We start from the raw sequence: 23,912 nt of genomic DNA, 5'->3' as shown, positions 1-23,912 counted from the left end.
GGAGGACGCGATTGCCAGCCGGAGTGAAAACGTGATCCGCATCCAGGGCCTGACGGTCGGCTATGGCCGAAAGCCGGTCATTCGCGGGCTGGACGCCAGCTTCGCGCCGGGGCGCTTCACCGCGCTGGTCGGGCCGAACGGCTGCGGCAAATCGACGCTGCTGAAGGCGGTGATGGGCTTTCTGCGTCCCCAGGCCGGCCGCGTCACGCTGGACGGCGTGCCCATGGCGCGCATCCCGCGCCGGGCGCTGGCACGGCGCATCGCCTGGCTGCCGCAAGAGAACCATTGCCCCGACTACCTGACCCTGGGCGAGTTGGTCGAGATGGGCGGCCATGCCCGGCAGGGGCTTTTCGCCGGGCCGGACGACCGCGACCGGCTGCTGTTTCGCGAGGCGCTGCGCACTGTCGGGCTGCAGGATCAGGCGCATCTGCCGGTCAACGCCCTGTCCGGCGGCCAGCGGCAGCGCGCCTTCATCGCCATGGTGCTGGCGCAGGACACGCCCGTCGTGCTGATGGACGAGCCGGTGAACCACCTGGACGTCACCTATCAATATGCCCTGCTGGGGCTGGTGCGCGACCTGACGCGGCGCCATGGCCGCACGGTGGTCTCGGTCCTGCACGACCTGAACCTGGCGCTGAGCTTCGCCGACGAGGTGGTGATGATGTCGGGGGGAGAGGCCCGCGCCTCGGGGCCGGTGGCCGAGGTCCTGAACGCCGCGAACCTGCGCGAGGTCTTCGACCTCGACGCGCAGGTCATCCGCCACGAGGGGCGGCGGATCTGCCTGCCCGCCCTGCCGGAGTCCAGCGCATGAGGCGCGGCTTTCCGGTCCTTGCGGCGCTGGCGCTGGCGCTTTGCCTGCTGCTGGCGCTGTCGGCGGGCGAAAGCTGGATCCCGCCCTCGGGGATATGGGCCGCACTGGCCCGCTTTGACGAGACGCGGCAGGCGGATGTCATCGTGATCTACCAGCGCCTGCCGCGCGCGCTGATCGCCATGCTGGCCGGGGCAGCGCTGTCCATGTCGGGGGCGGTCCTGCAGGGCGTGCTGCGCAATCCCTTGGCCTCGCCCTCGCTGGTCGGGATCAATGCCGGGGCGGCGCTGGCGGTGGTGGCCGGCGCCTTCCTGCTGGGGCTGGAGCCGCGGGCGCAGGGATCGGCCGCGCTGGCGGGCGGTGGCCTGGGCTTTCTGGCCAGCCTCGGCGTCGCGCGGCTGGCCGGCCATGCGCATGATCCGCGCGGGCTGGCGCTGATCCTGTCCGGCGCGATCGTCTCGATGTTCCTGGGCGGGCTGACGCAGGCGCTGCTGCTGTCCGATCCGGCGCTGCGGCAGGATTACCTGGGCTGGCTGGGCGGCAATGTCAGCCATGTCCATGCCGAAAGGCTGGCGGATTTCTGGGGGCTGGCGGCGCTTGGCATGGCGGCGATGCTGCTGCTGGCCCGCCGGCTGTCGCTGCTGGCGCTGGGGGCCGAGAAGGCCGCCTCGCTGGGCATCGACGTGGCGCGCACGCAACTTCTGGCGCTGGGGGCGGCGGTGCTGGCCTCGGCCTCGGCGGTGGCGATCTGCGGACCGCTGGGGTTTCTGGGACTGGTGGTGCCGCATCTGGTGCGGCCGCTGACCGGCGCGCGCTTCGGGGCGCTGCTGCCGGGCTGCGCCCTGGCCGGGGCCTGCCTGTGCCTGCTGGCCGACCTGATCGCGCGCATGGCGCTTGCCCCCCTGGCGCTGCATACCGGCGTCGTGCTGGAGCTTCTGGGCGGCATCGCCTTCATGCTGATGGTGCGCCGCTTCTACCTGCGCGGAGCCGAGGCATGAGCAGTCGCGCCCTGGACGGCCGCCGCGTGCTGCGCCTGCCGGGCGGGATGCAGATCGGACTGGCGAATCTGGCCGCCGCGCTGGCCATGACGCTGGCGAGCCTGGGGCTGGGGGCGGTTTCGCTGTCCTGGGGCGAGACGCGGCTGGACCTGCTGGCGCCGCTGGATGCCGATCAGGCCTTTGCGCTTTATCAGGTGCGGCTGCCGCGCCTGCTTCTGGGCTTCATGGCGGGCTGGTCGGTGGCGCTGGCCGGCGCCATGCTGCAATCGCTGGCCCGCAATCCGCTGGCCGATCCGGGCCTGCTGGGCCTGTCGCAGGGCGCGATGGTGGCGATCATGGTCCTGACCGTGCTGGCCCCCGGCCTGCCGCCGGCATGGCTGCCGGGCGCGGCGCTGCTGGGCGGCCTTGCGGTCGCGGCGCTGCTGCTGGCGCTGGTCCGCGGCCATGCCGGGGGGCTGGCCGTGCTGCTGATGGGCATTGCGCTGGAATCGACGCTTTCGGCGGTGACGGCGGTGCTGGTCCTCTATACCCCGCCCGAGACCTCGCATGCGCTGGCCGGCTGGATGGCCGGGTCGCTGGCGCTGGCCGACTGGCCGCGGGTGACGATGCTGGCGCCATGGTTCGCCGCCAGCCCGATCGCCATCCTGCTGCTTGGCCGGGCGCTGCGGCTGGTCGACCTCGGCACGCCCATGGCGATGGCGCTGGGGCTGGATGCGGTACGGGCGCGGGTGGCGGTCCTGATCGTCGCGGTGCTGCTGAGCTCGGCCGCCTTGACGGCGGTGGGGCCGCTGATGTTCCTCGGGGTCATGGCGCCGCAGCTGGCGGCGGCGCTGTCGCCCGCCTCGGGCCGGGCGCGTCTGGTGCTGGCGGCGCTGACCGGCGGGCTGGTGGTCACGGCGGCCGACATGCTGGCGCGCAACGCCGGCACCGATATCGGCCTGCCGGTCGGGCTGGTCCTGGTGACGCTGGGCGCGCCGCTTTTCGTGCTGGCGATGCGGATGCGGCTGTTCCTGCGGATGAGTTCAAGCTGAAAAGGAGGACGAGATGCGCCGATTGCTGATGACCGCCCTTGTGGCGCTGGCCGCCATCGGGACGGGACAGGCCGCCGAGGTGACCGACGATACGGGGCGGCAGGTGCGGATCCCCGACGACCCGCAGCGCGTCGTGGCGCTGCACGAGCCGGTGCTGGCGGTGCCGCTGATCGAACTGGGCGTGCCGGTCGTCGGAATCTACGGCCGGGGCGACGACGGCTCCAGCCTGACCGCGGTGGATTTCCTGCACGAGATGCTGGGACGTTCCAAGGATGCCGACCCGATCCCCGGGATCGGCCCGGTGGGCAGCATCAACCTGGAAAAGCTGCGCGCGCTGCGGCCCGACCTGATCATCGGCACCGATTACGATACCGGCAAGGCCAAGGCCCTGTCCCAGGCGGCGCCGGTCTATCTGCAGAACAGCAGCGCCGCGACCGCCCACGGCTTCAGCGTGCAGGAGGAGCTGGCGCGCGTCCTGCATCGCGAGGACCGCTTTCGCGAACTCAGGACCGCCTATCAGGCCCGGCTTGACGGATTGCGCGGCCGGTTTCCCGACCGCCTGCCCAAGGCGCCGGGGGAAAAGACCTATCTCATCGTCATGCTGACCGACCAGGCCAATGTCGTGGCCGGCATGTCCGGCGCGGTGCAGGCCCTGGAGGACCTGGGCTATCGCCGGGCCGAGATCGCCGGCGAGGGCTCGACCCGGCAGTCGCGCTCGATGCTGATCCTGCCCATCGGGGCCGAAAGCCTGGCCGGCCTGAACCCCGACCTGCTGCTGGTGATGACCAGCTTCGCCGCCCCGGCGCGGGACGAGGCGGCCGCGCGCGCGGCGCTGGACCGCCTTTCGCCCGGCTGGGACCGTTTCATGGCCCCGGCGCGCGAGGGGCGGATGGTGTTCCTGGATTCCGCCAGGATCACCAGCCCTTCAGTCGCCAGCGCCATGCACACGCTCGACGCGGTCGAGGGCTGGCTGGCCGGCGGGCCGCGCTGACGGCGAGGGCGCCGGGGCCGACGACCGGCGGTCTGCGGCCGGCCGCTCTGCGCGGCAGGCCCGCCAATGCGCCACCTGCTGGCGGATGAACCATTCCGCCACCTGCCCGAACAGGGGGCCGATGAAATCGGGGGCGAGGCCCGCCTCGGCGGCCCAGGCCGCGCGTTCGTCCAGCATCTGCCGCACCCGCTCCGGCGCGGGGATCGAGGCGATGTCGGGCTTGAAGTCCGCCGCGGCTAGCACATAGCGCAGCCGCAGCCCCAGCAGCCCGACGATGCGGGCGTCGATCAGGTCGATGCCGCGCCGGACGTCGCCCAGCCCCGCCACCGCTTCCGGCGGGACCAGGTCCGGCGCCAGATCCTCGGGCGCCACGACGGCCGGGCTCATGCACGCTCCTCCTGCCGCGCGGCGACGGGATCGGGGAAATGCGCCTCGCGCAGTTGCTCGCGCAGCTGGCGCTTGTTGACCTTGCCGACGCCGGTTTGCGGAAAGCGATCCAGCACGATCACCTCTTCGGGGATCTTGAAGGCGGCAAGCCCGGCCTCGGCCAGATGGCGGCGCAACGCCCCTGGCCGGGGCGTGGTGCCCGGCGCGGCCAGCACGAAGGCGCAAAGCCTTTCGCCCATCAGCGCATCGGGCCGCCCCACCACCGCCGCATCCAGCACCGAGGCATGGGCGACCAGCAGATCCTCGACCTCGTCCACGCCGATCTTTTCGCCGCCCCGGTTCACCTGGTCCTTGGCCCGCCCCTCGACGGTGATCGCGCCGTCGGCATCGCGCCGCGCGATGTCGCCCGAGCGATAGAACCCGTCGGCGGTGAAGGCCTGGGCATTGTGCCCGGCCATGTCGTAATAGCCGCGGATCGTGTAGGGGCCGCGGACCTGCAGCTCGCCCGGCTCGCCGATGGCGGCCTCGCGCCCATCCGGGCGGATGATGCGCAGCTCGTCCCAGGGTGACATGGGCCGGCCCTGGGTGTTCACGATACGCTCCTCGCTGTCGGTCAGCGCGGTGAAGCAGACCAGCCCCTCGGCCATGCCGAAGACCTGCTGCAGCTGGCAGCCCAGCTCCGGCCGGATGCGCCGGGCGCTGGACGGGTTCAGCTTGGCGCCGCCGACCTGCAGCAGTTGCAGCGACGACAGGTCCGCCCCCAGCCCGGCCTGCGCATCCAGCCACAGCAGCGCCAGCGGCGGCACCAGCGCGGTCATCGTGACGCGATGGCGGGCGATCAGGTCGAAGCAGATCCCGGCCTCGGGTTCGGGTGCGACGACCACCGTGCCCCCGGCCTGCAGCGTGCCCAGGAAACCCGGGCAGGCCATCGGGAAGTTGTGCATCATCGGCAGCACGCACAGATAGCGCGTATCGCCGTCCAGCCCGCTGGCCGCCACCGCCATGCGGATGTTGTAAAGATATTCCATGTGCCGGCGCGGGATCAGCTTGGGCACGCCGGTCGTCCCGCCCGAGATCTGGAAGCAGGCCACGTCCTCGGCATTGGGACCGGCCGGCAACGGGAGATCGGGACGGAACAGGCTGTCGAAGGGCGTCGCGTCCCGGCTGTCGCCCAGCACCACCACATGCCGGACCGAGGGAACCTTGGCCTGCACCCGCCGGGCCAGCGCCACCATGTCATACCCCTCGGGCTCCTGCGCCGTCAGGATCGCGCGGGCGCCGGTGAAATCGGCAAACTGGCCAAGCTCAAGGTCGCGATGCCCGGGCAAGGCCAGCACCGGCACGACGCCCAGCCGGCAAAGCGCGAAGAACAGCGTGACGAATTCCCCGCAATTGGGGAATTGCACCACCACCCGGTCGCCGCGGACCAGTCCCAGCGCCGAAAGCCCGCCCGCCAATGCCAGCGCATCGCGGTGCAACCGGTCGTAACCGATCTGCCGCTCTCCGTCGATCAGGGCGATCCGCCGACCCAGCCGCCCGGCTTGCCGCGCCAGAAGGTCGAAGAATGTCTCGTATCGCCAGATCCCGGCCTCGCGGTAACGGTCAGCAACGTCCCGGGGCCAGAACGGGCAGCGGGCCTGCCAGTCCAGAGCGTGATCTGCCACAGCAATCTCCTTTCGCAATCCGCTGGCGAAGGGTGGGCAAATCTTCCTTGATAGGGAGGACCATGTCCGCTCCGCCGAAATCCCGACCGTGACGACTGGCGGAGGGCTGAACGCACGGTATCTTATCTTTTTTATCGGATTACTGTCGCACAACTGCAGATGGGTGTAAAGTGATCCTGCGGCGCAGGTTGTGGCGCAGGGGTCACGCCCTGGATTCCCAGGCGCCGCCGCCCTTGCCCCAAGCCTTGTCAATCGGTTAACCCGGCGCTGTCGCTCGGCGGTTTCCCGCCGGGGGAACGGAATCGCAAATGGCAGCCAGCATTCGCCAGCCCGCAGTAGATCTGGATAGGGTTTGGAGATGAATGGACATAAAATCCCGGTGCTGCTTGGCACGGTCGCCATGCTGGCATTGGCCACGGCCCCCGCGCTGGCTCAGGACAATCAGGGCATGGCCGAGGCGGTGCGGCTGGACGAAATCGTCCTGACCGGCGAAAAGCAGGCGCGCAGCATCAAGGATACCGCCTCTTCGGTGGCCGTCCTGACCACGCGCGACCTTGAGGAGAGCGGCGGGCAGGACAGCACCGCCGATGCGGCGACGGGCATCGCCAACGTGACCTATGTCGCCTCGGGCGGCCAAGGCGGCGCCCCCACCATCCGCGGGCAGGACAGCGAGGGTCCGAATTCCGGCGCGGTGGCCTTCTTCGGCGGCACGGCCCCGCGGCTGGCCTTCAATCTGGACGGGCATTACCTGGGCTATAACGAGATCGTCTGGGGCAGCCAGGCGCTTTGGGACGTCGAGTCGATCGAGGTCTTTCGCGGCCCGCAGACCGCGACCCAAGGCGCGAACTCGATCGCCGGGGCGATCATCGTCAAGACCAAGGATCCGACTTTCCAGCCCGAGGGCGCCGCGCAGCTGGAATATGGCAGCCACAACCGCCGCCGCGCCAGCCTGATGGCCTCGGGGCCCTTGTCCGAGGATCTGGCCGGGCGCATCGCCGTCGACTACTGGGCGCGCGACAATTACATCGACTATACCAACCCGGATTTCGCCGTCGGCTCGACCGACCAGGACCATGAATCCCGCACCATCCGCGCCAAGCTGCTGTGGCAGCCGCAGGAGATCCCGGGGCTCGAGGGCAAGCTGACCTTCTCGCACAGCCTGACCAACCGGCCGAACTGGGAAGCCGCGACCGAGCCCTATGAGGATCTGGAAAGCGCCACCGCCTCGAATCCCAGCTGGCGGCTGCGCACGAACACCACCATCCTTGATGTCAGCTATGAATTCGGCAATGGCTGGACGTTGTTCAACCAGCTGCAATATTCCGACATCTGGGTCAAACGCTCGACCGAGCCGGTCAGCGCGGGCACAGCGATCCTGGATCAGGACGTGACCTCGAACGAGACGCGCGTAACCTTCGGGACGCCCGAAGACCAGTTCAGCGGCGTAGCGGGACTGTTCGTCTCGCGCACCGATTCGGACGAGCTTCTGGATTACCGCGGCACCACCACCTATGACGACCGCAAGGACAGCCTGGGGATATTCGCCGAAACCACCTGGCGCCTTGCCGACCGCTGGAGCCTGACCGGCGGGCTGCGCTATCAGCGCGACGACATCACCCGGCGCGGCGTGTCGAGCTTTACCCCGAACGTGCTGGATTACGACGAAAGCTTCGACGCCTGGCTGCCCAGGATCGCGCTGGCCTATGACCTGGACGCATCGACCCGCATCGGCGCCATGATCAGCAAGGGTTACAACCCAGGCGGGGTGACGCTGAACCTGACCAGCGGGGAATACGTGCCCTTCGACGCCGAGACCTCGTGGAACTACGAGATCTTCGGCCGCACCCGGTTGCTCGACGACCGGCTGGAACTGACCGGCAACCTGTTCTACACCCAGCTCCATGATGCGCAGCGCTATGTCGTGACCAGCCTGCCCGAGAACATCGGCAGTTCGATCACCGTCAATGCCGAGCGCGCCAAGTCCTATGGCCTGGAACTGGGGATGGACTATCTGCTGCGCGACAATCTGCGGGTCAAGGCGGGGCTGGGCCTGTTGCATACCGAGATCAGCCGCTTCACCAGCGCGGCGGCGGATTACCAGGGCCATCGCTTCGGCCGGTCCCCGGACTATACGCTTTCGCTGGCGGCCGATTGGGACATCACCCCGGAATGGCGGCTCAGCGGCCAGCTGCGCCATACCGACGGCTATTATTCCGACGACAACGAGGACCGCGACACCTGGGTCGATTCCTATACCGTGGCCAATGCCCGGCTGACCTGGCAACCGCGCGAGAACCTGCAGGCCTTCGCCTATGTCAACAACCTGTTCGACGACCGCTCGGTGACCTATCTGCGGGCCAGCCGCTCGATCGGCGGCTTCGAGGCCACCGTGGTCGAGCCACGCGAGCTGGGTATCGGCCTGAAGATGACCTTCTGATGCGAACGAATGCCCCGACAAGGATCGGGGCATTCATCTTCTCTAAGAGCCTGCTGATCCATCGGGCCTGGACTGGCCGGTTCCGAATTGTACGACGCTCTACCACAAGCAGAAAATTTGCATGTACAAAACCGTATCGGCCTGCTTCAGGTCCGCTGCACCCGTTGTTGTGAGCGGTCTGACTTCCTCTCTTGGACAAAGTGTCGCAGGTCAATACAACATCTTGACGGATACGGCGCCTTAATCCCTATATGTAGGCATCACGGTTCTTTCGGGTCGATCCGGCCCGAAAGCGAAGAGGGAAGCCGGTGCGCCTTTCGGAGCAAGGCCGGCGCTGCCCCCGCAACTGTAAGCAGCGAGCCTGCGCCGGATCACGCCACTGGTGCCGCACGGCATTGGGAAGGCCGGCAAGGGCCGCGACCTGCGAGCCAGGAGACCTGCCGTGACGATGACGATGAACCACGGGCGGGGTGTCCCGGCGGTGCGCCTGGCAATGCGGCCTTGTCGCCGCAGGGCTCCATGCGTCCTGGCCTGCCCCGCCCACAGCAGCACGGGGAACAGATGCGGCCATCCTTCACCACCAGACCTGCCGAGGCCGGCGCCGCCGTCCGCAGCACCGCAAGGGCGGCAGCAAGCCGCAGGCAAGGGAGGGCGCGTTGATGCCGGCGCCGCTTACGCCCCCGCCCATCGCGCCGGCAAGGGATGTCGCCGTCGATGTCGCCTCGTCGGTCAACGAATACCTGGACCGCGCCGATTGGCGAGTGAATGCCAATGCCAATCAGGACTATTCGCTCGGCGGGCTGATCCTGAACGTCTCGGGCAAGGTGGTGGCCAATTACTGGCTGTCGCATGTCTATCCGCCCGCCGTGGGCGAGGCGCATCGCCGGGGCGACCTGCATATCCACGACCTCGACATGCTGGCCGGCTACTGCGCCGGCTGGTCGCTGCGCACCTTGCTGACCGAGCTGGTTCATTGCCCTATCCGAATTGCGCGATAGGGCACGCCGGAACACGATAACTATCTGAGATGCATTGATTTTCAGGATCATGTCTCCGAAGTCCCTATCCGAGAATACGCCCGAATTTGCCGCCAAGTGCTTACGTGGTGCTTACGCGAATGTCGGGTTCGGCAGGGACTTGGAGCATGGCAAAGATCACTAAGCGGCTCGTCGATACGGCCGAGATAGGCAGCAAGGACTACGTCATATGGGACGATGAACTCCCAGGATTTGGCCTTCGCATCTTCGCGTCAGGGAAGCGGAGCTATGTGATTCAGTACCGGTCTCGTGGCCGCTCGCGCCGCTACACGATCGGCCTTCATGGCGTGTGGACACCCGAGACCGCGCGTCGTGAGGCGAAAGCGCAACTCGGCCGGGTTGCTCAAGGTGAGGATCCCGCAGAAGAACGAGAAGAAGATCGCAAGGCAGTCACTATCAAGCAACTCTGCGAGCAGTACATAGCCGACATGGAAGCCGGCCTCATTCTCGGAAAAGGTGGCAGGCCGAAGAAGGAGACTACCATCGCCACCGATGTTGGTCGTATCCGCAGACACATCATTCCCCTTCTGGGGACACGACGTGTGCGGGACATCACCAAGCCGGACATGAACAATCTGATGAAGGACATCATCGCCGGCAAGACACGCGTAACAATGAAAACCGAAAAGCTTCGCGGCAAGGCCATCGTCCGCGGCGGCCGCGGCACCGCCATCCGGACAATGGGTCTGCTTGGCGGAATCTTCTCTTATGCCGTCGAGGCCGGCGTGATTGAGCACAACCCGACGCATGGTCTCCGCAAACCGAAATATCAGGTTCGCGACCGTCGGCTCAGCGAAGCAGAATACCGGATTTTAGGCGGCATTCTTCGGGAGGCCCAGGAGAGCGAGCACTACCGCATACACGCTGATATCCTCAGGCTGATCGCGCTTACTGGCTGCCGTCGCGGAGAAATCATAAATCTCAAATGGAGCGAGGTCGATCTTGAGGGTAGCTGCCTACGGCTGGTCGATAGCAAGGAGGGTTCCTCTGTTCGTCCTGTGGGACTGCCTGTTGTTGAGTATCTCGAGAACGAACGGAAGCGACGCACGGGCACGTATGTTTTTCCCGGCAAGGGGTTGGACAACGCCGTCGGGAACTTCCCGCAGAGCTGGAGGAAGATGTTCAAAGACACGCAGCTTTGGGACGTGACCCCACACGTTCTGCGGCACAGCTTCGCGAGCATCGCGAACGACCTTGGCTTCACAGAGATCACGATCGCCGCACTGATTGGACATGCAAAGGGATCGGTCACGAGTAAGTACGTCCACACGCTCGACTCCACGCTGATCATGGCTGCGGACATGGTATCTGGATACGTGAAGGCCCTACTCGAAGGGATCGAGTTCAGGCGGAACACCTACACGCTGGATCGTCAAACGCGACGCAATGCGATTAAGCAACTACTCACGGAATCGAACTCACGTGCTTACCTTTCACTCGAGGCGTAGCATTTAACTGAATCCAACAGCCGCCAGCGTGCGACCCGCACTACTATGGCGTGAGTAACGTGCCGCTAAGGTACAAAGATCTTCTCCGCGATCTCGGCCAGCAACCCTGTGCGCTTATCGACATCCGCTTTCGTCCAGGTCATATTCTTCGCGATCTGCCGGTTGATGCGAAGGTTGGACTCCTCGAACGCCTTACGCTTGTCGGGGAAGCTTTTGTTCGCGGCCGCATCATTCTCGCCCGGACCGAGGATGGTCAGATTTCCGAGCGCATGCTTGACCGGTTCTAGCTCTGCGACACGGTCCTTAGCATCGAGCTTCTGCGGATAAATATGCTCCAAGGTGGTGTTTGCGATATCCAACACCCGAGTTTTGTCCTTGCAAACCGGCGTGCCTTTCGTAACCGGCCGATTGTTACCGCGGCGACTGAGCCTTGATGCGGGCGACGAGTTCCGCGTCATCGACAAAGTCGTCGAGGAACGCGTGCCAGGTTTCGGTGGTGATGCGCGCGTCCCTGAGCATGTCTTTCAGTTCATCGATACCGTCATCGGTCAGGGCGGTGACGGTGTCATCCGGGCCGGTATAGACGCTGATGATCGAGCCATAGGTCAGGTTGTCGTCGTTGTAGACGATGGCTTTGAGAAGCTCGGGGTCTTCGCCCAGCATCTTTGCGATGTAGTCGAGGGTGCAGACGTGGGTGACGGTTGCCATCAGGCGGCCTCGTGCAGGGCGGAGGGCAGCGGCGACCAGTTCCAGGGCAACAGATCGTCGAGCCGATTGATCTTGTGATCATGGATGCGGGCCAGGATGTCGGCCAGATAGGCTTGGGGGTCCAGGCCGTTCATCTTGGCGGTTTCAACGATGGTCATGGCGCGGGCCAGCGTTTCGGCTCCGGTATCCGCACCGGCGAAGAGCCAGTTGCGGCGCCCGACACCGATCGGGCGCAGCGCGCGCTCGGCAGGATTGTTGTCGATCGCCACCCGGCCGTCCTCAAGGAACAGGCTGAAAGCGTCCCGGCGGCTCAGCCCGTAACGAAAGGCCTTGGCCAGATCGCCCTTGCCGGGGATCCGCGAGAGCTGCTGCTCTGACCAGGCGAAGAAGACCTCGACCTTCGGAACGCTGTGTTTCCGGCGCGCGGCAAGGCGGATATCGGCGGGATGGCCGGTGATCTCCCGCTCGATGTCATAGAGCGCGCCGATACGGTCGAGTGCCTCGCGGGCGATCGTTGATTTGGTCTTGGTCCATTCATCATGGAAGTCACGCCTCAGGTGAGCCCAACACGCGGCCTCCCGAAGGCGGGGCTTCCCGTCGGGTTCCGGTTCATAGAGCTTGGCATAACCCTTGTAGCCATCGGCCTGGAGAATGCCGCGGGTGTTGGCGAGATGGCCGTGGACGTGCTCTTCCTTCCAGTCGGGCGCGAAGGCATAGACCGCGCCGGGCGGTGAGGCGCCTGCCCAAGGGCGCTGATCGCGGACATAGGCCCAGATCCGGCCCTTCTTCACACCCTTGCCCACCCCCTTGTCGCGGCCCGCGCGATCCAGCACCCGGATCGGTGTGTCATCGGCATGAAGGAGGTCGCTGGCCATCACATCCACCTCGATCCGCTCGATCAGCGGTGCCAGCACCTTCATGGCGCGACCGCACCAGTCGACCAAGGTACTGTCCGGGATGTCGGCGCCCATCCGGGTGAAGATCTCATGCTGGCGATAAAGCGGAAGGTGGTCGTCAAACTTGGAGACGAGGATGTGGGCGAGCAGGTTCGCACCGGCCATGCTGCCGGGGATCGGCCGGCTGGGGGCCGGCATCTGCACCATGCGTTCACAGCGGCGGCAGGACTTTTTCAGGCGGGCGATCTGGACAACCTTCAATTGTGCCGCGATCAGATCCAGCATCTCGCTGACATCTTCGCCCACCAGGCGCAAATCGCCGCCGCAATCGGGGCAGCAACTGCCGGGGTCGAGCTCCCGCCGCTCGCGCGGCGTGCTGTCCGAGACCCGGGGACGTCGGCGGGATGGGCGCTCGGCAGCTTCATCGGCAGGTGCCGTTTCCAACCCATCATCGTTTTGGCCGTCGTTCACGACGTCAGGCTGGCCTTCGGCCGCTGCGATCATGAGATCCTCGAGCGCCAGCTCCAGCTGTTCGATCTCGCGCTCGATCTTTTCCGAGGACTGGCCGAAGACCTGCTTCTTCAGCCTGGCAATGCGCAGCCGCAGGGACTGGATCAACTGGTCATGGGCGCGCAACGTGGCCGAGATCTTCGCGTTTTCCGCCTGCAACGCCGCGATCAGCGACTTCAGAAGCGCCGGATCATCAGGAAGGGTCTGGGCCGCATTCGACATGCGCCCACCTACCACAAGGCAGGCAAAATTGCCATAAAAACAAGGCGTTTTAGCAGGGTAAATCAGCCCACCCGGGCCGGTGGCGCGCCCCAATCCGGCCTGCGCCAGTCAATGCCTTCCCACAGCATGGCCAGCTGCGCCGAGGTCAGGCGAACCGCACCATCCCCGCGCATCGGCCAGGGAAAGCGCCCCTTCTCCAGCACCTTGTAATACAGGCAGAAGCCCTGACCATCCCAATGAAGCAATTTCAACCTGTCGCCGCGACGCCCGCGGAATGCAAAAACCGCACCGCCGGCCGGCTTCTGGCGCAGAACATCCTGGGCAAGTGCAGCCAGCCCGGAGATTCCCTTCCTCATGTCGGTCACGCCGCAGGCCAGATAGACACGAACGCCGGTTCCCGGCCCGATCATGCCCCTTCCACCGCACGGATCACATGTGTCAGCGTCACGGTATCCAGAGCCGGATCGAAGCGCAGGCAGCGACCATTCGCCAACTGCAACTCGATCTGGGCAGGCCGAGGCGCTCCTGTGCAGATGGCCGCTGTCTGCATCACCAATTCCGTGGGCCGGTCCAATCCAACCGGCAGAAACAGCGTCTCCGGAGACGCCGAAACCACGCCCTTCTTCTTCAGTTGGTGCCGCCAGGCATAGATTTGCTGCCGCGTCACATCGTGCCGCTGTGCAACCTGCGTCACCGTCGCCCCGTCCACGCCGACCGACAAAACGATCTCGAGCTTCTCCTCGTCGCTCCACCGCCGCCGCCGCTCCAGTCCAAGAATATCGCCCCGCATCCCCACACCCGCATAAGACACGTCATTAACGACGTCACTATGCACGTGCCTTAATCCATCAGCCCAAACTCAGGCAGGCGGTAACAATCGGGCCGTTACTATTCCTGCTCCATCGGTTTCCCCCTTTGAAGAGGCCGTCTGCTACCTCCACAATCAGCCGTTGGACTGGCCAGCGCGCCGGGCCGATCTCCAACGACCTGCGCCGCTGATTTCACCCACCGAAAACACCAGTGCATCAGGAAGGCCTGACCGTCATCAGACACCACACGCCAAGAGCGCATGCGTCCTCTACTCCAGAGCCGGCATCAGCACGATAAGGGTCGCGTCCGCCATGATGCTTGAGCATCAGGTCGGTCTTTTAATCCAGCTTGTCGAGTTCGATTCCCATAGACGAAAGCTAGCGCACTGAAATTGCTACTGGATTTTATCCGCAAGTCAGCGTGACACTTGTGCCGTGCATCTGGCGGCGGTGCATAGGTCTAACTTAGCAGGAAATATGCGAGCATCCCTCCGATTGTCGCCAGTCCGGGGTCACGGCGAATAATCATAACTGCCGCCACAACCGCAAAGGATATGGCAGTGGGCGTTATCGATTCTTCTCGCACCGAAGACTGAACTGCAGGCAGGATAACCACGACGGCCATAGCAGCGAGCAAACACGGGCCCAGGGAATTCAGCCACGCTGGACGCCGGACGTCATTTTCCTTCCTGCGTCCAGCAAAAAACAATGGCGCGATGCGGGTTGCGCCCGTGCAAACCCCGATTGCCATGATAGCGACCCACAATTCCATAATCATTGGGAACGCACCGGAAAAAGGGCCGCAACAGCGCCAGCCGGGATCGCCAACTGCGGGTGGCCGAAGCTGACGAAGCCAATGGCAATGGCACTTGCCATCATCATTCGGACCAGGGTGCTGCGACTTGCCATTGACCAAACAAGCGCAAGAAACAGGGCAGGAAGAGCAAAGTTCAGGGCACCCTGGACCTTCGGTGAGGCAGCCTCAAGCGCGTCGCCAACGGTACTGCCAACTCCTGTGCCGATCACCCAGACTACAAGTGCGGTCAGCGCCAGACCAATAAGCCAGTTAACCGCCAGTTTTCGGGATGAATCGCGATCCGTGCCGACTACAGTAGCAAATACTTCATCTGTCAGTCCATAGCCGAACAGGAACCTGACGGCTGATTCCTCTGGTACGCGGTCCGCCAGCACAATTCCGTAGAGAATGTGCCTGAAGCTGGCAATTGCACATAAGAAGGCGACCAGAACAAGCGGGGTCCCTGCTACCAGAGAACTCAGCAGAAGCGCTTGATTCGCTCCTGAGAACATCACCAGAGACCACAACGCACTCTCTACGGGCGCAAATCCCAGCTGGGATGAGGCGGCGCCCAGTGTGAATGCCACCGGCACATAGGCAGCTGCTATCGGCAACGCCGCACGAACACCATTGAGAAAAGAGGAAATCGAAGACATTAGCGGGCCTCGAATACGAAAAGATGCGTCCCACCATCCAGATGTCCGTCGCCATCGGTGGCATATATTCTCCGGTGGTGTGCCAGATCCAGACCGCAGGCATTTGCCAGCGCGATGAAACGGCCGGGATGGGTTTTCTGCTCGACCTCGTAATCCAGTCCGGCAATCAGGGCCTGCAACTCAAGCAGATGGAAACGTGAAAATACCGCGAGAGGGGTCGAAGGGACCACAGGCCGCTTCAACTCGCTGACCTCCTCATAAACGTCACGGGTCAGGCGCATTGCTGCATCGTGATTACCCTTGTGGGCGAAAGCTGACGCAAGCGGAAGAACCGTCGCTAGCCGCTCGGCCGTGCGTACATCGGCGGAATCGGCATCGCTTGGCAGGCTGACCAGCGTATCCAGCACGTACCAAAGGTGATGCCTGAGTAATCGGCACTGACGCTGCTCGAGCGTGTTGTAAGGCGCAATCAATTCATCGGCAATGATTAAACGTGCGCCTGATTTCAATTGATCTCGGATAGAACACAGAAACGCGGCCGTATCGAGGTGATGCGATGCTCCGATGGAAACCGCGCAATCGAACGGCTTTTCCGGCTCACCTAACTCCGTGACGGAGCCGTGAATTACCTCAACATTGCCATTCCCAGAAAATCGCCTCGACAGGTGGCCGAACGCAACGTCGCTCGGATCGACGGCCACGGCACGAATATCAGGCCGCAATTCCAGCAACATAGCTAACGGCAGTCCGGGGCCGGTCCCTATGTCGAGTATCCGAGGTCCGGCCTGCTCTGTTTCGGCTGGCAGCTGGGCCGCAACCGCCAGCGTTTGCCGTGCATAGGCAGGGTGGACCAGTTCATAGCTTTCATATGCATCTACATCGATACGGGCTTCAAAAAGCCTTTGAGACGCATCTGCCCTGACAGTCTTTTCATGTAACGAACTGCCAACCCCGTAAGGTACGGTTGCGCGACCGGCACGAGTGCATAGTTCGGCCAGCAATGAGGTCTCAACGATCGGTCCCGGCTGTAGCGACAGCTTGCTCCACTCCTCGACCCGGGAAGCGGAGGCAGGTTCCAGCGCGCTTTCTGCATAACCCCAGCATCTCCTTGCAAGATTACTCGAAAAAGTGGGAGGACACGCGCCGAGATGCGACATTTGGGCAGGCCGGTAGAGCGACACAACGGAAGGGCCAAGTTCGCAGGTCACAAACCGTCGGATTACCGGTGATGGAAAAAGCCCTTCGACGACTTTAGCAAGCTCGCGATGCGCTCGCTTTGCCTCGGGAACCGGCGGTCCGAACGTGGTCACGTTGACTTCAAGGCCGTTCTGCACCTCGATTGCGGCGCGCGCGAGCAGGGCTGAAACCGCATCCCATTCTCCCGCATTTCCGGGCCATGCCAGATCGCGATCAGGGCCAGATGCGTAGCTCGGCTCCGGATAGACTACCGTGACGATAGCCCTCGACGGGCTCTCGCCTCCGGCATACAGATGGGGCGTGTCGGCTGCGAACGAAATTGACTGACCCGACCTCAGAAGGCTGGGAGCTTCGCTGGGACCTGCCCGCATTTCTCCTGCCAGCACGACGATGTGCTCGCGAACATCCCTGGGATGAGCTTTCGCATAACGAGCCCCACCTGGAGGAAGCTCCATCAGGAAGACTTCCACCATCTTGGGGGAGGTTTGCCGTTCGAGCAGACGAACTCTGATTCCGTCTTCATCGGAAACAATTGTGTCGGTGGAGTCATCAAGCAACGTGCTGAAATTAACCCCCAGTGCATCAGCGAGATTCCAGAGGGTTTGCACACGTGGGTTACCATTACCCTGTTCGAGCGCTGAAATTGCTGCGCGGCTGACCAGACTGAGCTCGGCCAGGCCATCAAGGGTCAGACCCCGTTTGCGACGAAGTTGTGAAAGCTTGCTTCCGAGCGCACTCGATAAGGAAGGATTAAACGTCATTGCCTCGCGACCTTGCGACCATCATCACTTTTCCATTATGGCGGAAAATCTTGTATGATGAAACCCCAGCAATCTCGTCTGGTCGGACGTTTTCTCTGGCCGCGACCACGAGCACAGAAAACTCTTACGACCCCGCGCCTCCGCCCCTTCACGGACAGGTGATGCAGAATATCCCTATGGCGTGACTGCCGGGGGATATCCCCGGATATGGACAGGCTGTCCGGTATCTGTAGGGCACCTCGATTTTTCACCGCTTCCCGCTGATCGAGGCCTGCCTCGCTGCCTGAAACCTGCCGAGAACGGCTTGTCAGGATGTTCGGGGGCGTGATCAGCCGCCGTTCCGCCCGGTCACGGCGTGCTTCGGCCCTCTCGGCCTGACGTCCACGCCCGGATCACGCCGGGCAGGGGTTCAGACTGCGCAGCTGGACGAGGCGACGCATGTTGTAGGCGAGGTTCTTCATCCCGATCTTGGCCTTCGCCCTCATCAAGCCAATGGTGCGCACCAGCGTGCCGCCCATGTCGTTGGTCTGCGCGCCGAAGACATGCTCGACCCGGGCACGCACGGTGGATTTCGTCCGGTTGCTGGCCATGCCTTGTTCGGTCAGTGGCTTGCCCCGCTTGCCCTTGCGGTGGACGTGGCTCTTCAGCCTGGATGCGCGGAGCCTCGCCTCCATCTCTGCGGACCGATACGCCGGATCAGCCCAGACCCCTGCGCCGGTGTTGCCCTTCATCAGCAGATGATCCACTGCCTGGCTGTCATGCAGGGCCGCATCGCTGACATGGTAACGCCGCACCAGCTTGTGCTGGCGGTCCACGTTGACATGGTTCTTGTAGCCGTAGTGGGATTTCCCGTGCTTCTTGGTCCAGCGGGCATCCACGTCCTTCTGCGATCGCTTGGCCGGCTTGTCGGACCAGCCCTCGGGCTCCTCGTCGGCCTTGATCGCTCGGTTTTCATCCCGCGTGTTGTGGTTCTTCGGCACCGGCACGATGGAGGCATCCAGGATCTGGCCGCCCCGCGCGATGTAGCCCTGCCGCGCCAGATAGCCGTCGAACTGCTGAAACAGCGCCTCGACCATGCCCGCCTGCGCCAACCCCTCGCGATAGAGCCAGACGGTCTTGGCATCGGGTACGCGGTCCTCCAGCCCCAGACCAAGGAACCGCATGAAGGACAGCCGGTCGCGGACCTGATACTCGATCTGGTCGTCGGACAGGTTGTAGAGGGCGCCCAGAAGCAGCGTCTTGACATCACCACCGCGTCCATCGGCTTGCGCTCAGCCCGCGATTTGCGCGCCGCCTCAGGCGTGCGCCAGACACCTTCAAGCGTCGGCCTGAACTCCTCCCACGGCACGATGGCATCGATCTCGACCAGCGGGTCACGCTTGGCATCCAGGCTTGCGTAGCGGTCTGAAAGATCAAAGAAACCCATATGCGCCATTGTCACGCGCCGTGATTGCCCGTGATACCAGCCACCTGATTCGCGACCTCGCGCGGGAAATTCATGAGGAACTGGCCAGACTTGATCGGCGCATCGCGTCCTGCAGTCGCAGGATCCGCGCTGTTTTCCGAACCGACAAGGCATGCCAGCGTATCGGGCAAGTCGAGGGCATCGGGCCGGTCACTGCAACCGCACTGGTCGCGGCGGTCGGCGACCGGAGCTGCTTCAGGAACGGGCGTCAGTTTGCCGCTTGGCTCGGACTGGTTCCGAAACAGCGATCAAGTGGCGGGAAGTCTCGCCTGTTCGGCATCAGCAAACGGGGTGATCGATACCTGCGCACTTTGATGATCCACGGCGCGCGCGCCGTTCTCGGCAAAGCCCATGGCAAGACCGATCCCAGAAGCCAGTGGATTGATCGTATGCGGGAACCGCGGCATCCGAACATCGTGGCTGTCGCTTTGGCGAACAAGAACGCCCGGGTCGTGTGGTCGCTTCTTGCAGGTGACGAAGACTATCGACCGGCGCAAGTCGCCGCGGCTGGCTGAACCGGCTGCGCGATCGTCACGGGACGGAGGCTAACGGAACATTGCAGCAACATGGCTGGAGATGGTGAAAGAGTCGCTCCCATCGCTTCCAGAACCTGATGTGTGGACCGGCACGGCGGAGGCCGATGTCACGGGGGCATTGAGGAGGAAGCGCGCGGAAATCCATCGGGGCTCGCGGCGACGAAGGATCGGGCCGTTCACAGAAGCCGGATATACGTCCGCAATGGCGAGTTCTGAACCAGAGCCAACCAGACCGTTGCAATCAGGCGAGGTCCATATACATCCATACACGCCCCGACCACCCTCGGCCACTGCAATGACGTGGTTATTCTTCGAAACATTCAATCCGATGGAATGTTCGCTATTCCCCTGCATGGTTAATCCTCCTGGCTTGAGGCGGAGCCTATCGAGTAGCTCTCTTTGAAAGCAGCCAATGCAGGGCGACCACCCGCCACAGTTCAGCCGAAAAAGGACATACGGTTTTACGCCTATGTTGGTGCAGGGTTTTCTCCTCGGTGCAAAAGCGGCCAAATATGACGAAACAGGCTCACTGCACCCCGTCCGGGCTGCCGAGGTCGCGCAAGGGCGGCAAGGGTCCGTTTCAGCAGATCCGCGGCAGTTGTTCGCCCACGAGGCGGTCGACGATGCGGCACCCGCCGAAGGAGGTCACCATCTGCACACGGGCCGTATGGGCGCCCCCCTCGGATGCGGCGACGGCGCGGCCGATGATTGCGGCGCCCTGCCCTTCGGGGCGGGAACGCATCGCAGTCAGCGCGGCCTCAGCCTCGGCCTCGGGCACGAACAGGACCAGGGTTCCCTCATTGGCAAGATAGAGCGGATCAAGGCCAAGAATTTCGCAGACCCCGCGCACCTCGGGGCGCAAGGGCAGCGCCTCTTCCCTGATCTCGATGCCGCACCCTGCCGCCAGCGCCATTTCATTCAGCGCCGCGGCAAGCCCCCCGCGGGTCGCATCGCGAGCGGCGCGGGTGCCGGGGGCGACGGCCAGCACCGCCTCCATCAGATGCCCAAGCCCCTGACAGTCCGAGACCAGATCCGTCGACAGCGCCAGATCGCCGCGCGCCGCCAGAATGGCCGCGCCATGATCGCCCAGCACGCCATTGACCAGCACGACATCGCCCGGCCTGATCCGCGCCGCAGCCAGATCGCGCCCCGCCGGGATCACGCCGACGCCCGAGGTGGTGACGAACAGCCCGTCCGCCGATCCGCGCCCGACGACCTTGGTGTCGCCGGTCACGATCCGCACCCCGGCCAGCGCCGCCTCACGCGCCATCGAGGCGACCACGCGCTGCAACAGCGCGATCTCGCAGCCTTCCTCGATAATGAACGCCGCCGACAGCCACAGCGGTCGTGCCCCGCCGACGGCCAGATCGTTCACCGCGCCGCAGACCGCCAGCTTGCCGATATCGCCGCCGGGAAATTCCAGCGGCGTGACCACGAAACTGTCGGTGGTCAAGGCCAGCCGCGCGCCGGGTTCACACAGCGCATCCGCCGTCAGCCGCGCCTGATCTTCGCCCGAACCGGGGCCGAAGGCGGGAAAAAAGACGGTCTCGATCAGATCGGCCATCGCCTTGCCGCCACCGCCATGCGACAGGGTCACATGGCTGTCGCGCAGCACTCCGAAAGCAATTGCGTTCATGGTCTGGCCCGCCCCCTATTCCGCCGCGACCCGCGCGCCGCCATATTGCCAATAGGCCGCGCAAGCCCCTTCCGAGCTGACCATCAGCGCCCCCAGCGGCATGTCCGGCGTGCAGCCCTTGCCGAAATGCGGGCAGGCCGTCGGTTTGAGCCGCCCCGTCATGACCGCGCCACAGGCGCAGCCCTCGGGTTCCGGCGCCGGGTTGCGCGCCACCGCATAGCCGATGCCGAATTTTTCCTCGGCGTCGAAGGCTGCGTATTTCGGGCGGATGCGCAATCCGCTGGCGTCGATCTCACCCAGACCGCGCCATTCAAAGCTGGGGCGCCGTTCATAAACATCGGCAATGGCGGCCAGACTGACCGGATTGCCCTCCTCGGGGACCACGCGGGCATATTGGTTTTCGACCTCGGCGCGCCCCTCGGCGATCTGGTCCAGCACCATCAGCACCGATTGCAGAAGATCGGTCGGCTCGAACCCTGCGACGACAAGCGGTTTCTGGAAGTCCCGGGCAATGAAATCATAGGGATGCACGCCGATGACCATCGAGACATGACCCGGCCCGATGAACCCGTCCAGCACCATATGCGGATCCTTCAGCAGGGCGTGGATGGGTTCGGGCACGGTGATATGGTTGCAGAAGACGCTGAAATTGCCCAACCCCTCCCGCGCGGCCTGCTGGATGGCCAGCGCGGTCGAAGGGGTCGTCGTCTCGAAGCCCAGACCAAAGAACACCACGTCGCGTTCGGGGTATTTCCGGGCCAGAGCCAGGGCATCCAGCGGCGAATAGACCATGCGGATATCCGCCCCCGCCGCCCGCGCCTGCAACAGCGATTGCGACCGGCCCGGCACCCGCATCGCATCGCCAAAGGTGGTGAAGATGACGCCCGGACGCCTGGCAATCTGGATGGATTCGTCGATCCGCGCACGCGGCAGAACGCAAACCGGACAGCCGGGGCCGTGGATGAATTCCACGCCTTCATGCACCAGCTTGTCCAGACCATAGCGAAAGATCGAATGGGTGTGGCCGCCGCAGATCTCCATGATATGCACCGGCTTTTCGCGGCTGGCGCCGATCTGCTCGGCGCGGCGGGCAATCGCGGCCAGCAGTGCGCGCGCCGCCTTGGGATCGCGGAATTCCGAAGCGAATTTCATCGTGCCATCTCCCGGTCGGCTTCGGCCATCTGTTCAAGCGCCTCCTGCGCCTCGCCCAGTTCCTGCAGCGCGGCCAGCGTGCGCGCCGCCTCGTCCTCGTCGATCAGGCTCATGGCGAAACCGACATGGATCAGCACCCAGCGGCCGATCAGCCCCTCGGGCGGCCCCTCGGCCACGCAGGCGATATTGACCTCGCGGCGCACGCCCGAGACCTCGGCCATGGCCATCATCCGCGCGGGATCGGTCATGGCGATGATGCGACCGGGAATTCCCAGACACATGGCTATTCCTCCTCTTCCGGGGTGGCCTGACGCTCGGCCGGGTCCTTGACGCCATAGCGGTCCAGCTTGGCGCGCAGGCCCACCCGCGACACACCCAGCTCGGCCGCCGCGCGGCTTTTGTTCCAGCGATGGCGGGTCAGCGTCTCGCGCAGGATACGCATTTCGATCAGTTCGACCCGCTCTTTCAGGCTGCCGGCGCCGGCAAGCACCGCCTGGGTCAGACGGCCGGCGCCATCCTCACCCGGCGGACCCTGCAGGATCGGGCGAGAGATCAGATCGGCGCCCAGAACGCTGTCTTGCGCAAGGATCAGCATCCGGGTGATCTCGTTCGACAATTCGCGCAGATTGCCGGGCCAGTCGTAACTTTCCAGAAATTCCAGCGCGGGCCCGTCAAAACCATGCACCAGCTTGCCATGACGGGCCGCCAGCTCGGCCAGCATGTGCTGGGCCAGCATGGCGATATCGCCGCGCCGCGCGCGCAGGGGCGGCACCGCAATTTCGGCCACCGCCAGAGCGTAATAGAGGTCGGCGCGAAACCGCCCTTCGGTCACCAGAGCCGCCAAATCCGTGCCGGCGCCGGCGATCAGGCGCAGATTGCTGGTCAGCGTCTCTTGCCCGCCGACCGGCGTGAAGCCGCGCCCGGACAGGATGCGCAAAAGCACAAGCTGCAATTCGGGCGTGATGGTCTCGATCCCCGACAGATACAGCGTCCCGCGATCCGCCTTTTGAATCAGGCCGATCCGGCTGGTTCCCCCGGCCACCGCCCCGCGCCGCGCGCCCAGCAGCTCGACCATGACCAGCTCATCGGGCATTCCGGTCAGATCCAGCGCGTAAAAGGGCCGGTCCGCCCTCAGCGAGGCCAGATGCATCGCCTGCGCAAGCTGTTCCTTGCCGGTGCCCTGCTCGCCCGTCAGCAGCACCGGCACATCGAAGGCCGCATAATGCCGCGCCGCATCAACCGTGGCGTTCATGGGCGAGTTGGGCGCACGCAGCACGCTGTCGAAGCCCTGCCCCTGACGCAGCGCCCGCCGGCGCTTTTCCAGCCGGGTTTCGGAGGTCGAGGCAAGCCGGCGCATCTCCAGCGCCAGACGCTCATTCTCGCGCGCAAGATGGAAAAGCTGCGCCGCATTGCGCACCGCCATCAGCAACTGGTCGGGATGCCAGGGCTTGGCGATGAACTGATGGATGCCGGCAAGATTGATCGCATCGACGATGGCCGAGGGATCGGTATAGCCGGTTATCAGAAGCCGCACCGTTTCCGGCCAGCGCTCGCGCAGCCCGGTCAGGAACTCCACCCCGGTCTGGCCGGGCATCCGCTGGTCGCAGACCACCACCTGCACCCATTCCTCTTCCATCATCCGGGCGGCGGCGGCGGCATCCGGGGCGGTCAGGATTTCAAACTCATCCTCAAGCGCCATGCGCATCGCCGAAAGCGAATGCGGCTCGTCATCCACCAGCAGGACAAAGGGGCGCGGAGTGGGCATGG

22 protein-coding genes, 1 pseudogene and 1 riboswitch are annotated in these 23,912 nt (G+C 64.6%); of the genes and pseudogenes, 8 read left to right on the top strand and 15 right to left on the bottom strand.

Annotation, left to right across the window (positions count from 1 at the left end):
• Positions 1-31 precede the first annotated feature (31 nt).
• Genes ESD82_RS00880 through ESD82_RS00865 form a run of 4 tightly spaced genes read left to right on the top strand, consistent with a single transcriptional unit; the run spans position 32 to position 3,828 of the window.
• Entirely contained in the window at positions 32-811 is a 780-nt protein-coding gene (locus tag ESD82_RS00880; protein WP_024845257.1) for an ABC transporter ATP-binding protein, read from the top strand.
• The gene (locus tag ESD82_RS00875; RefSeq protein ID WP_024845256.1) at positions 808-1,806 is read left to right on the top strand and encodes a FecCD family ABC transporter permease; all 999 of its coding nucleotides are present in this window, start codon (positions 808-810) and stop codon (positions 1,804-1,806) included. Before ESD82_RS00880 ends, ESD82_RS00875 begins: the two co-directional genes overlap by 4 nt.
• Positions 1,803-2,837, top strand: a complete 1,035-nt coding sequence (locus tag ESD82_RS00870; protein ID WP_147428482.1) for an iron ABC transporter permease — start codon at positions 1,803-1,805, stop codon at positions 2,835-2,837. The genes ESD82_RS00875 and ESD82_RS00870 overlap by 4 nt, the downstream gene beginning before the upstream one ends.
• A gap of 13 nt (positions 2,838-2,850) precedes the next feature.
• Positions 2,851-3,828 carry an ABC transporter substrate-binding protein gene (locus ESD82_RS00865; RefSeq protein ID WP_147428484.1) on the top strand — a complete coding sequence of 326 codons (978 nt, stop codon included), beginning with the start codon at positions 2,851-2,853 and terminating at the stop codon, positions 3,826-3,828.
• On the opposite strand, the gene ESD82_RS00860 is transcribed toward ESD82_RS00865, so the two are convergent.
• Positions 3,763-4,215 carry a chorismate mutase gene (locus ESD82_RS00860; RefSeq protein ID WP_147428486.1) on the bottom strand — a complete coding sequence of 151 codons (453 nt, stop codon included), beginning with the start codon at positions 4,213-4,215 and terminating at the stop codon, positions 3,763-3,765. The genes ESD82_RS00865 and ESD82_RS00860 overlap by 66 nt on opposite strands.
• Entirely contained in the window at positions 4,212-5,879 is a 1,668-nt protein-coding gene (locus tag ESD82_RS00855) for a (2,3-dihydroxybenzoyl)adenylate synthase (RefSeq protein ID WP_147428487.1), read from the bottom strand. The genes ESD82_RS00860 and ESD82_RS00855 overlap by 4 nt, the downstream gene beginning before the upstream one ends.
• Before the next feature lie 358 nt (positions 5,880-6,237).
• Here ESD82_RS00855 and ESD82_RS00850 point away from each other — a divergent pair, with 358 nt between their 5' ends.
• From ESD82_RS00850 to ESD82_RS00840, 3 genes are all read left to right on the top strand, one after another.
• Entirely contained in the window at positions 6,238-8,316 is a 2,079-nt protein-coding gene (locus tag ESD82_RS00850; protein WP_147428489.1) for a TonB-dependent receptor, read from the top strand.
• A gap of 246 nt (positions 8,317-8,562) precedes the next feature.
• Positions 8,563-8,775: riboswitch (cobalamin riboswitch) on the top strand.
• Positions 8,776-8,975: 200 nt separating this feature from the next.
• Positions 8,976-9,314, top strand: a complete 339-nt coding sequence (gene nrdD, locus ESD82_RS00845) for an anaerobic ribonucleoside-triphosphate reductase (RefSeq protein WP_244314473.1) — start codon at positions 8,976-8,978, stop codon at positions 9,312-9,314.
• Positions 9,315-9,460: 146 nt separating this feature from the next.
• Positions 9,461-10,801 (top strand): tyrosine-type recombinase/integrase, encoded by a 1,341-nt coding sequence (locus ESD82_RS00840; protein ID WP_147428491.1) that lies wholly within the window; start codon positions 9,461-9,463, stop codon positions 10,799-10,801.
• Between the two features lie 65 nt (positions 10,802-10,866).
• Here the strand turns inward: ESD82_RS00840 and ESD82_RS00835 are convergent, their stop codons facing one another.
• The 9 genes and pseudogenes from ESD82_RS00835 to ESD82_RS00795 all read right to left on the bottom strand — a co-directional run bounded on the left by ESD82_RS00835 (position 10,867) and on the right by ESD82_RS00795 (position 18,791).
• Positions 10,867-11,160 carry an HNH endonuclease family protein gene (locus tag ESD82_RS00835; RefSeq protein WP_167521680.1) on the bottom strand — a complete coding sequence of 98 codons (294 nt, stop codon included), beginning with the start codon at positions 11,158-11,160 and terminating at the stop codon, positions 10,867-10,869.
• Positions 11,161-11,212: 52 nt separating this feature from the next.
• Positions 11,213-11,509 (bottom strand): hypothetical protein, encoded by a 297-nt coding sequence (locus ESD82_RS00830; protein ID WP_011746419.1) that lies wholly within the window; start codon positions 11,507-11,509, stop codon positions 11,213-11,215.
• Positions 11,509-13,137, bottom strand: a complete 1,629-nt coding sequence (locus tag ESD82_RS00825; RefSeq protein WP_011746418.1) for an IS66-like element ISPpa5 family transposase — start codon at positions 13,135-13,137, stop codon at positions 11,509-11,511. The genes ESD82_RS00830 and ESD82_RS00825 overlap by 1 nt, the downstream gene beginning before the upstream one ends.
• Before the next feature lie 62 nt (positions 13,138-13,199).
• On the bottom strand, positions 13,200-13,547 hold the full coding sequence (gene tnpB, locus ESD82_RS00820; RefSeq protein WP_011746417.1) for an IS66 family insertion sequence element accessory protein TnpB: 348 nt from the start codon (positions 13,545-13,547) through the stop codon (positions 13,200-13,202).
• Positions 13,544-13,972 carry an IS66-like element accessory protein TnpA gene (gene tnpA / locus ESD82_RS00815; protein ID WP_197029475.1) on the bottom strand — a complete coding sequence of 143 codons (429 nt, stop codon included), beginning with the start codon at positions 13,970-13,972 and terminating at the stop codon, positions 13,544-13,546. Before tnpA ends, tnpB begins: the two co-directional genes overlap by 4 nt.
• Before the next feature lie 434 nt (positions 13,973-14,406).
• The gene (locus ESD82_RS22530; protein WP_083539366.1) at positions 14,407-14,697 is read right to left on the bottom strand and encodes an AzlD domain-containing protein; all 291 of its coding nucleotides are present in this window, start codon (positions 14,695-14,697) and stop codon (positions 14,407-14,409) included.
• 23 nt (positions 14,698-14,720) lie between these two features.
• Positions 14,721-15,398 (bottom strand): AzlC family ABC transporter permease, encoded by a 678-nt coding sequence (locus ESD82_RS00805; RefSeq protein ID WP_147428495.1) that lies wholly within the window; start codon positions 15,396-15,398, stop codon positions 14,721-14,723.
• On the bottom strand, positions 15,398-17,356 hold the full coding sequence (locus tag ESD82_RS00800; protein ID WP_147428497.1) for a methyltransferase domain-containing protein: 1,959 nt from the start codon (positions 17,354-17,356) through the stop codon (positions 15,398-15,400). Before ESD82_RS00800 ends, ESD82_RS00805 begins: the two co-directional genes overlap by 1 nt.
• A gap of 392 nt (positions 17,357-17,748) precedes the next feature.
• A pseudogene (locus ESD82_RS00795) lies at positions 17,749-18,791 on the bottom strand (IS5 family transposase).
• 11 nt (positions 18,792-18,802) lie between these two features.
• On the opposite strand from ESD82_RS00795, the gene ESD82_RS00790 reads away from it, so the two are divergent.
• The gene (locus ESD82_RS00790; RefSeq protein ID WP_208852039.1) at positions 18,803-19,336 is read left to right on the top strand and encodes an IS110 family RNA-guided transposase; all 534 of its coding nucleotides are present in this window, start codon (positions 18,803-18,805) and stop codon (positions 19,334-19,336) included.
• 601 nt (positions 19,337-19,937) lie between these two features.
• Here ESD82_RS00790 and hypE read toward each other — a convergent pair.
• The 4 genes from hypE to ESD82_RS00770 are packed head-to-tail and all read right to left on the bottom strand — an operon-like array spanning position 19,938 to position 23,910.
• Positions 19,938-20,993 carry a hydrogenase expression/formation protein HypE gene (gene hypE / locus ESD82_RS00785; RefSeq protein WP_147428498.1) on the bottom strand — a complete coding sequence of 352 codons (1,056 nt, stop codon included), beginning with the start codon at positions 20,991-20,993 and terminating at the stop codon, positions 19,938-19,940.
• A gap of 15 nt (positions 20,994-21,008) precedes the next feature.
• Positions 21,009-22,145 (bottom strand): hydrogenase formation protein HypD, encoded by a 1,137-nt coding sequence (gene hypD / locus ESD82_RS00780; protein WP_147428499.1) that lies wholly within the window; start codon positions 22,143-22,145, stop codon positions 21,009-21,011.
• Complete coding sequence (gene hypC, locus ESD82_RS00775; protein ID WP_147428500.1) at positions 22,142-22,426, bottom strand: HypC/HybG/HupF family hydrogenase formation chaperone; 285 nt, start codon at positions 22,424-22,426, stop codon at positions 22,142-22,144. The genes hypD and hypC overlap by 4 nt, the downstream gene beginning before the upstream one ends.
• Positions 22,427-22,428: 2 nt before the next feature.
• Positions 22,429-23,910 (bottom strand): sigma-54-dependent transcriptional regulator, encoded by a 1,482-nt coding sequence (locus ESD82_RS00770; protein WP_147428501.1) that lies wholly within the window; start codon positions 23,908-23,910, stop codon positions 22,429-22,431.
• Positions 23,911-23,912 lie beyond the last annotated feature (2 nt).

Origin of the sequence: Paracoccus pantotrophus (genome assembly GCF_008824185.1) — a bacterium.
GTDB classification, from domain to species: Bacteria; Pseudomonadota; Alphaproteobacteria; order Rhodobacterales; family Rhodobacteraceae; genus Paracoccus; species Paracoccus pantotrophus.
This window is presented reverse-complemented; position numbering and strand designations above follow the sequence as displayed.

Bases quoted from the DNA above. Each gene is read 5' to 3' on its own strand.
- ESD82_RS00805 (WP_147428495.1), bottom strand. From the start codon at position 15,398: ATGTCTTCGATTTCCTCTTTTCTCAATGGTGTTCGTGCGGCGTTGCCG.
- tnpB (WP_011746417.1), bottom strand. From the start codon at position 13,547: ATGATCGGGCCGGGAACCGGCGTTCGTGTCTATCTGGCCTGCGGCGTG.
- hypC (WP_147428500.1), bottom strand. From the start codon at position 22,426: ATGTGTCTGGGAATTCCCGGTCGCATCATCGCCATGACCGATCCCGCG.
- ESD82_RS00840 (WP_147428491.1), top strand. From the start codon at position 9,461: ATGGCAAAGATCACTAAGCGGCTCGTCGATACGGCCGAGATAGGCAGC.
- nrdD (WP_244314473.1), top strand. From the start codon at position 8,976: ATGCCGGCGCCGCTTACGCCCCCGCCCATCGCGCCGGCAAGGGATGTC.
- ESD82_RS00830 (WP_011746419.1), bottom strand. From the start codon at position 11,509: ATGGCAACCGTCACCCACGTCTGCACCCTCGACTACATCGCAAAGATG.
- hypD (WP_147428499.1), bottom strand. From the start codon at position 22,145: ATGAAATTCGCTTCGGAATTCCGCGATCCCAAGGCGGCGCGCGCACTG.
- ESD82_RS00825 (WP_011746418.1), bottom strand. From the start codon at position 13,137: ATGTCGAATGCGGCCCAGACCCTTCCTGATGATCCGGCGCTTCTGAAG.
- ESD82_RS00865 (WP_147428484.1), top strand. From the start codon at position 2,851: ATGCGCCGATTGCTGATGACCGCCCTTGTGGCGCTGGCCGCCATCGGG.
- ESD82_RS00850 (WP_147428489.1), top strand. From the start codon at position 6,238: ATGAATGGACATAAAATCCCGGTGCTGCTTGGCACGGTCGCCATGCTG.
- ESD82_RS00870 (WP_147428482.1), top strand. From the start codon at position 1,803: ATGAGCAGTCGCGCCCTGGACGGCCGCCGCGTGCTGCGCCTGCCGGGC.
- ESD82_RS00860 (WP_147428486.1), bottom strand. From the start codon at position 4,215: ATGAGCCCGGCCGTCGTGGCGCCCGAGGATCTGGCGCCGGACCTGGTC.
- ESD82_RS00800 (WP_147428497.1), bottom strand. From the start codon at position 17,356: ATGACGTTTAATCCTTCCTTATCGAGTGCGCTCGGAAGCAAGCTTTCA.
- ESD82_RS00770 (WP_147428501.1), bottom strand. From the start codon at position 23,910: ATGCCCACTCCGCGCCCCTTTGTCCTGCTGGTGGATGACGAGCCGCAT.
- hypE (WP_147428498.1), bottom strand. From the start codon at position 20,993: ATGAACGCAATTGCTTTCGGAGTGCTGCGCGACAGCCATGTGACCCTG.
- ESD82_RS00875 (WP_024845256.1), top strand. From the start codon at position 808: ATGAGGCGCGGCTTTCCGGTCCTTGCGGCGCTGGCGCTGGCGCTTTGC.
- ESD82_RS22530 (WP_083539366.1), bottom strand. From the start codon at position 14,697: ATGGCAATCGGGGTTTGCACGGGCGCAACCCGCATCGCGCCATTGTTT.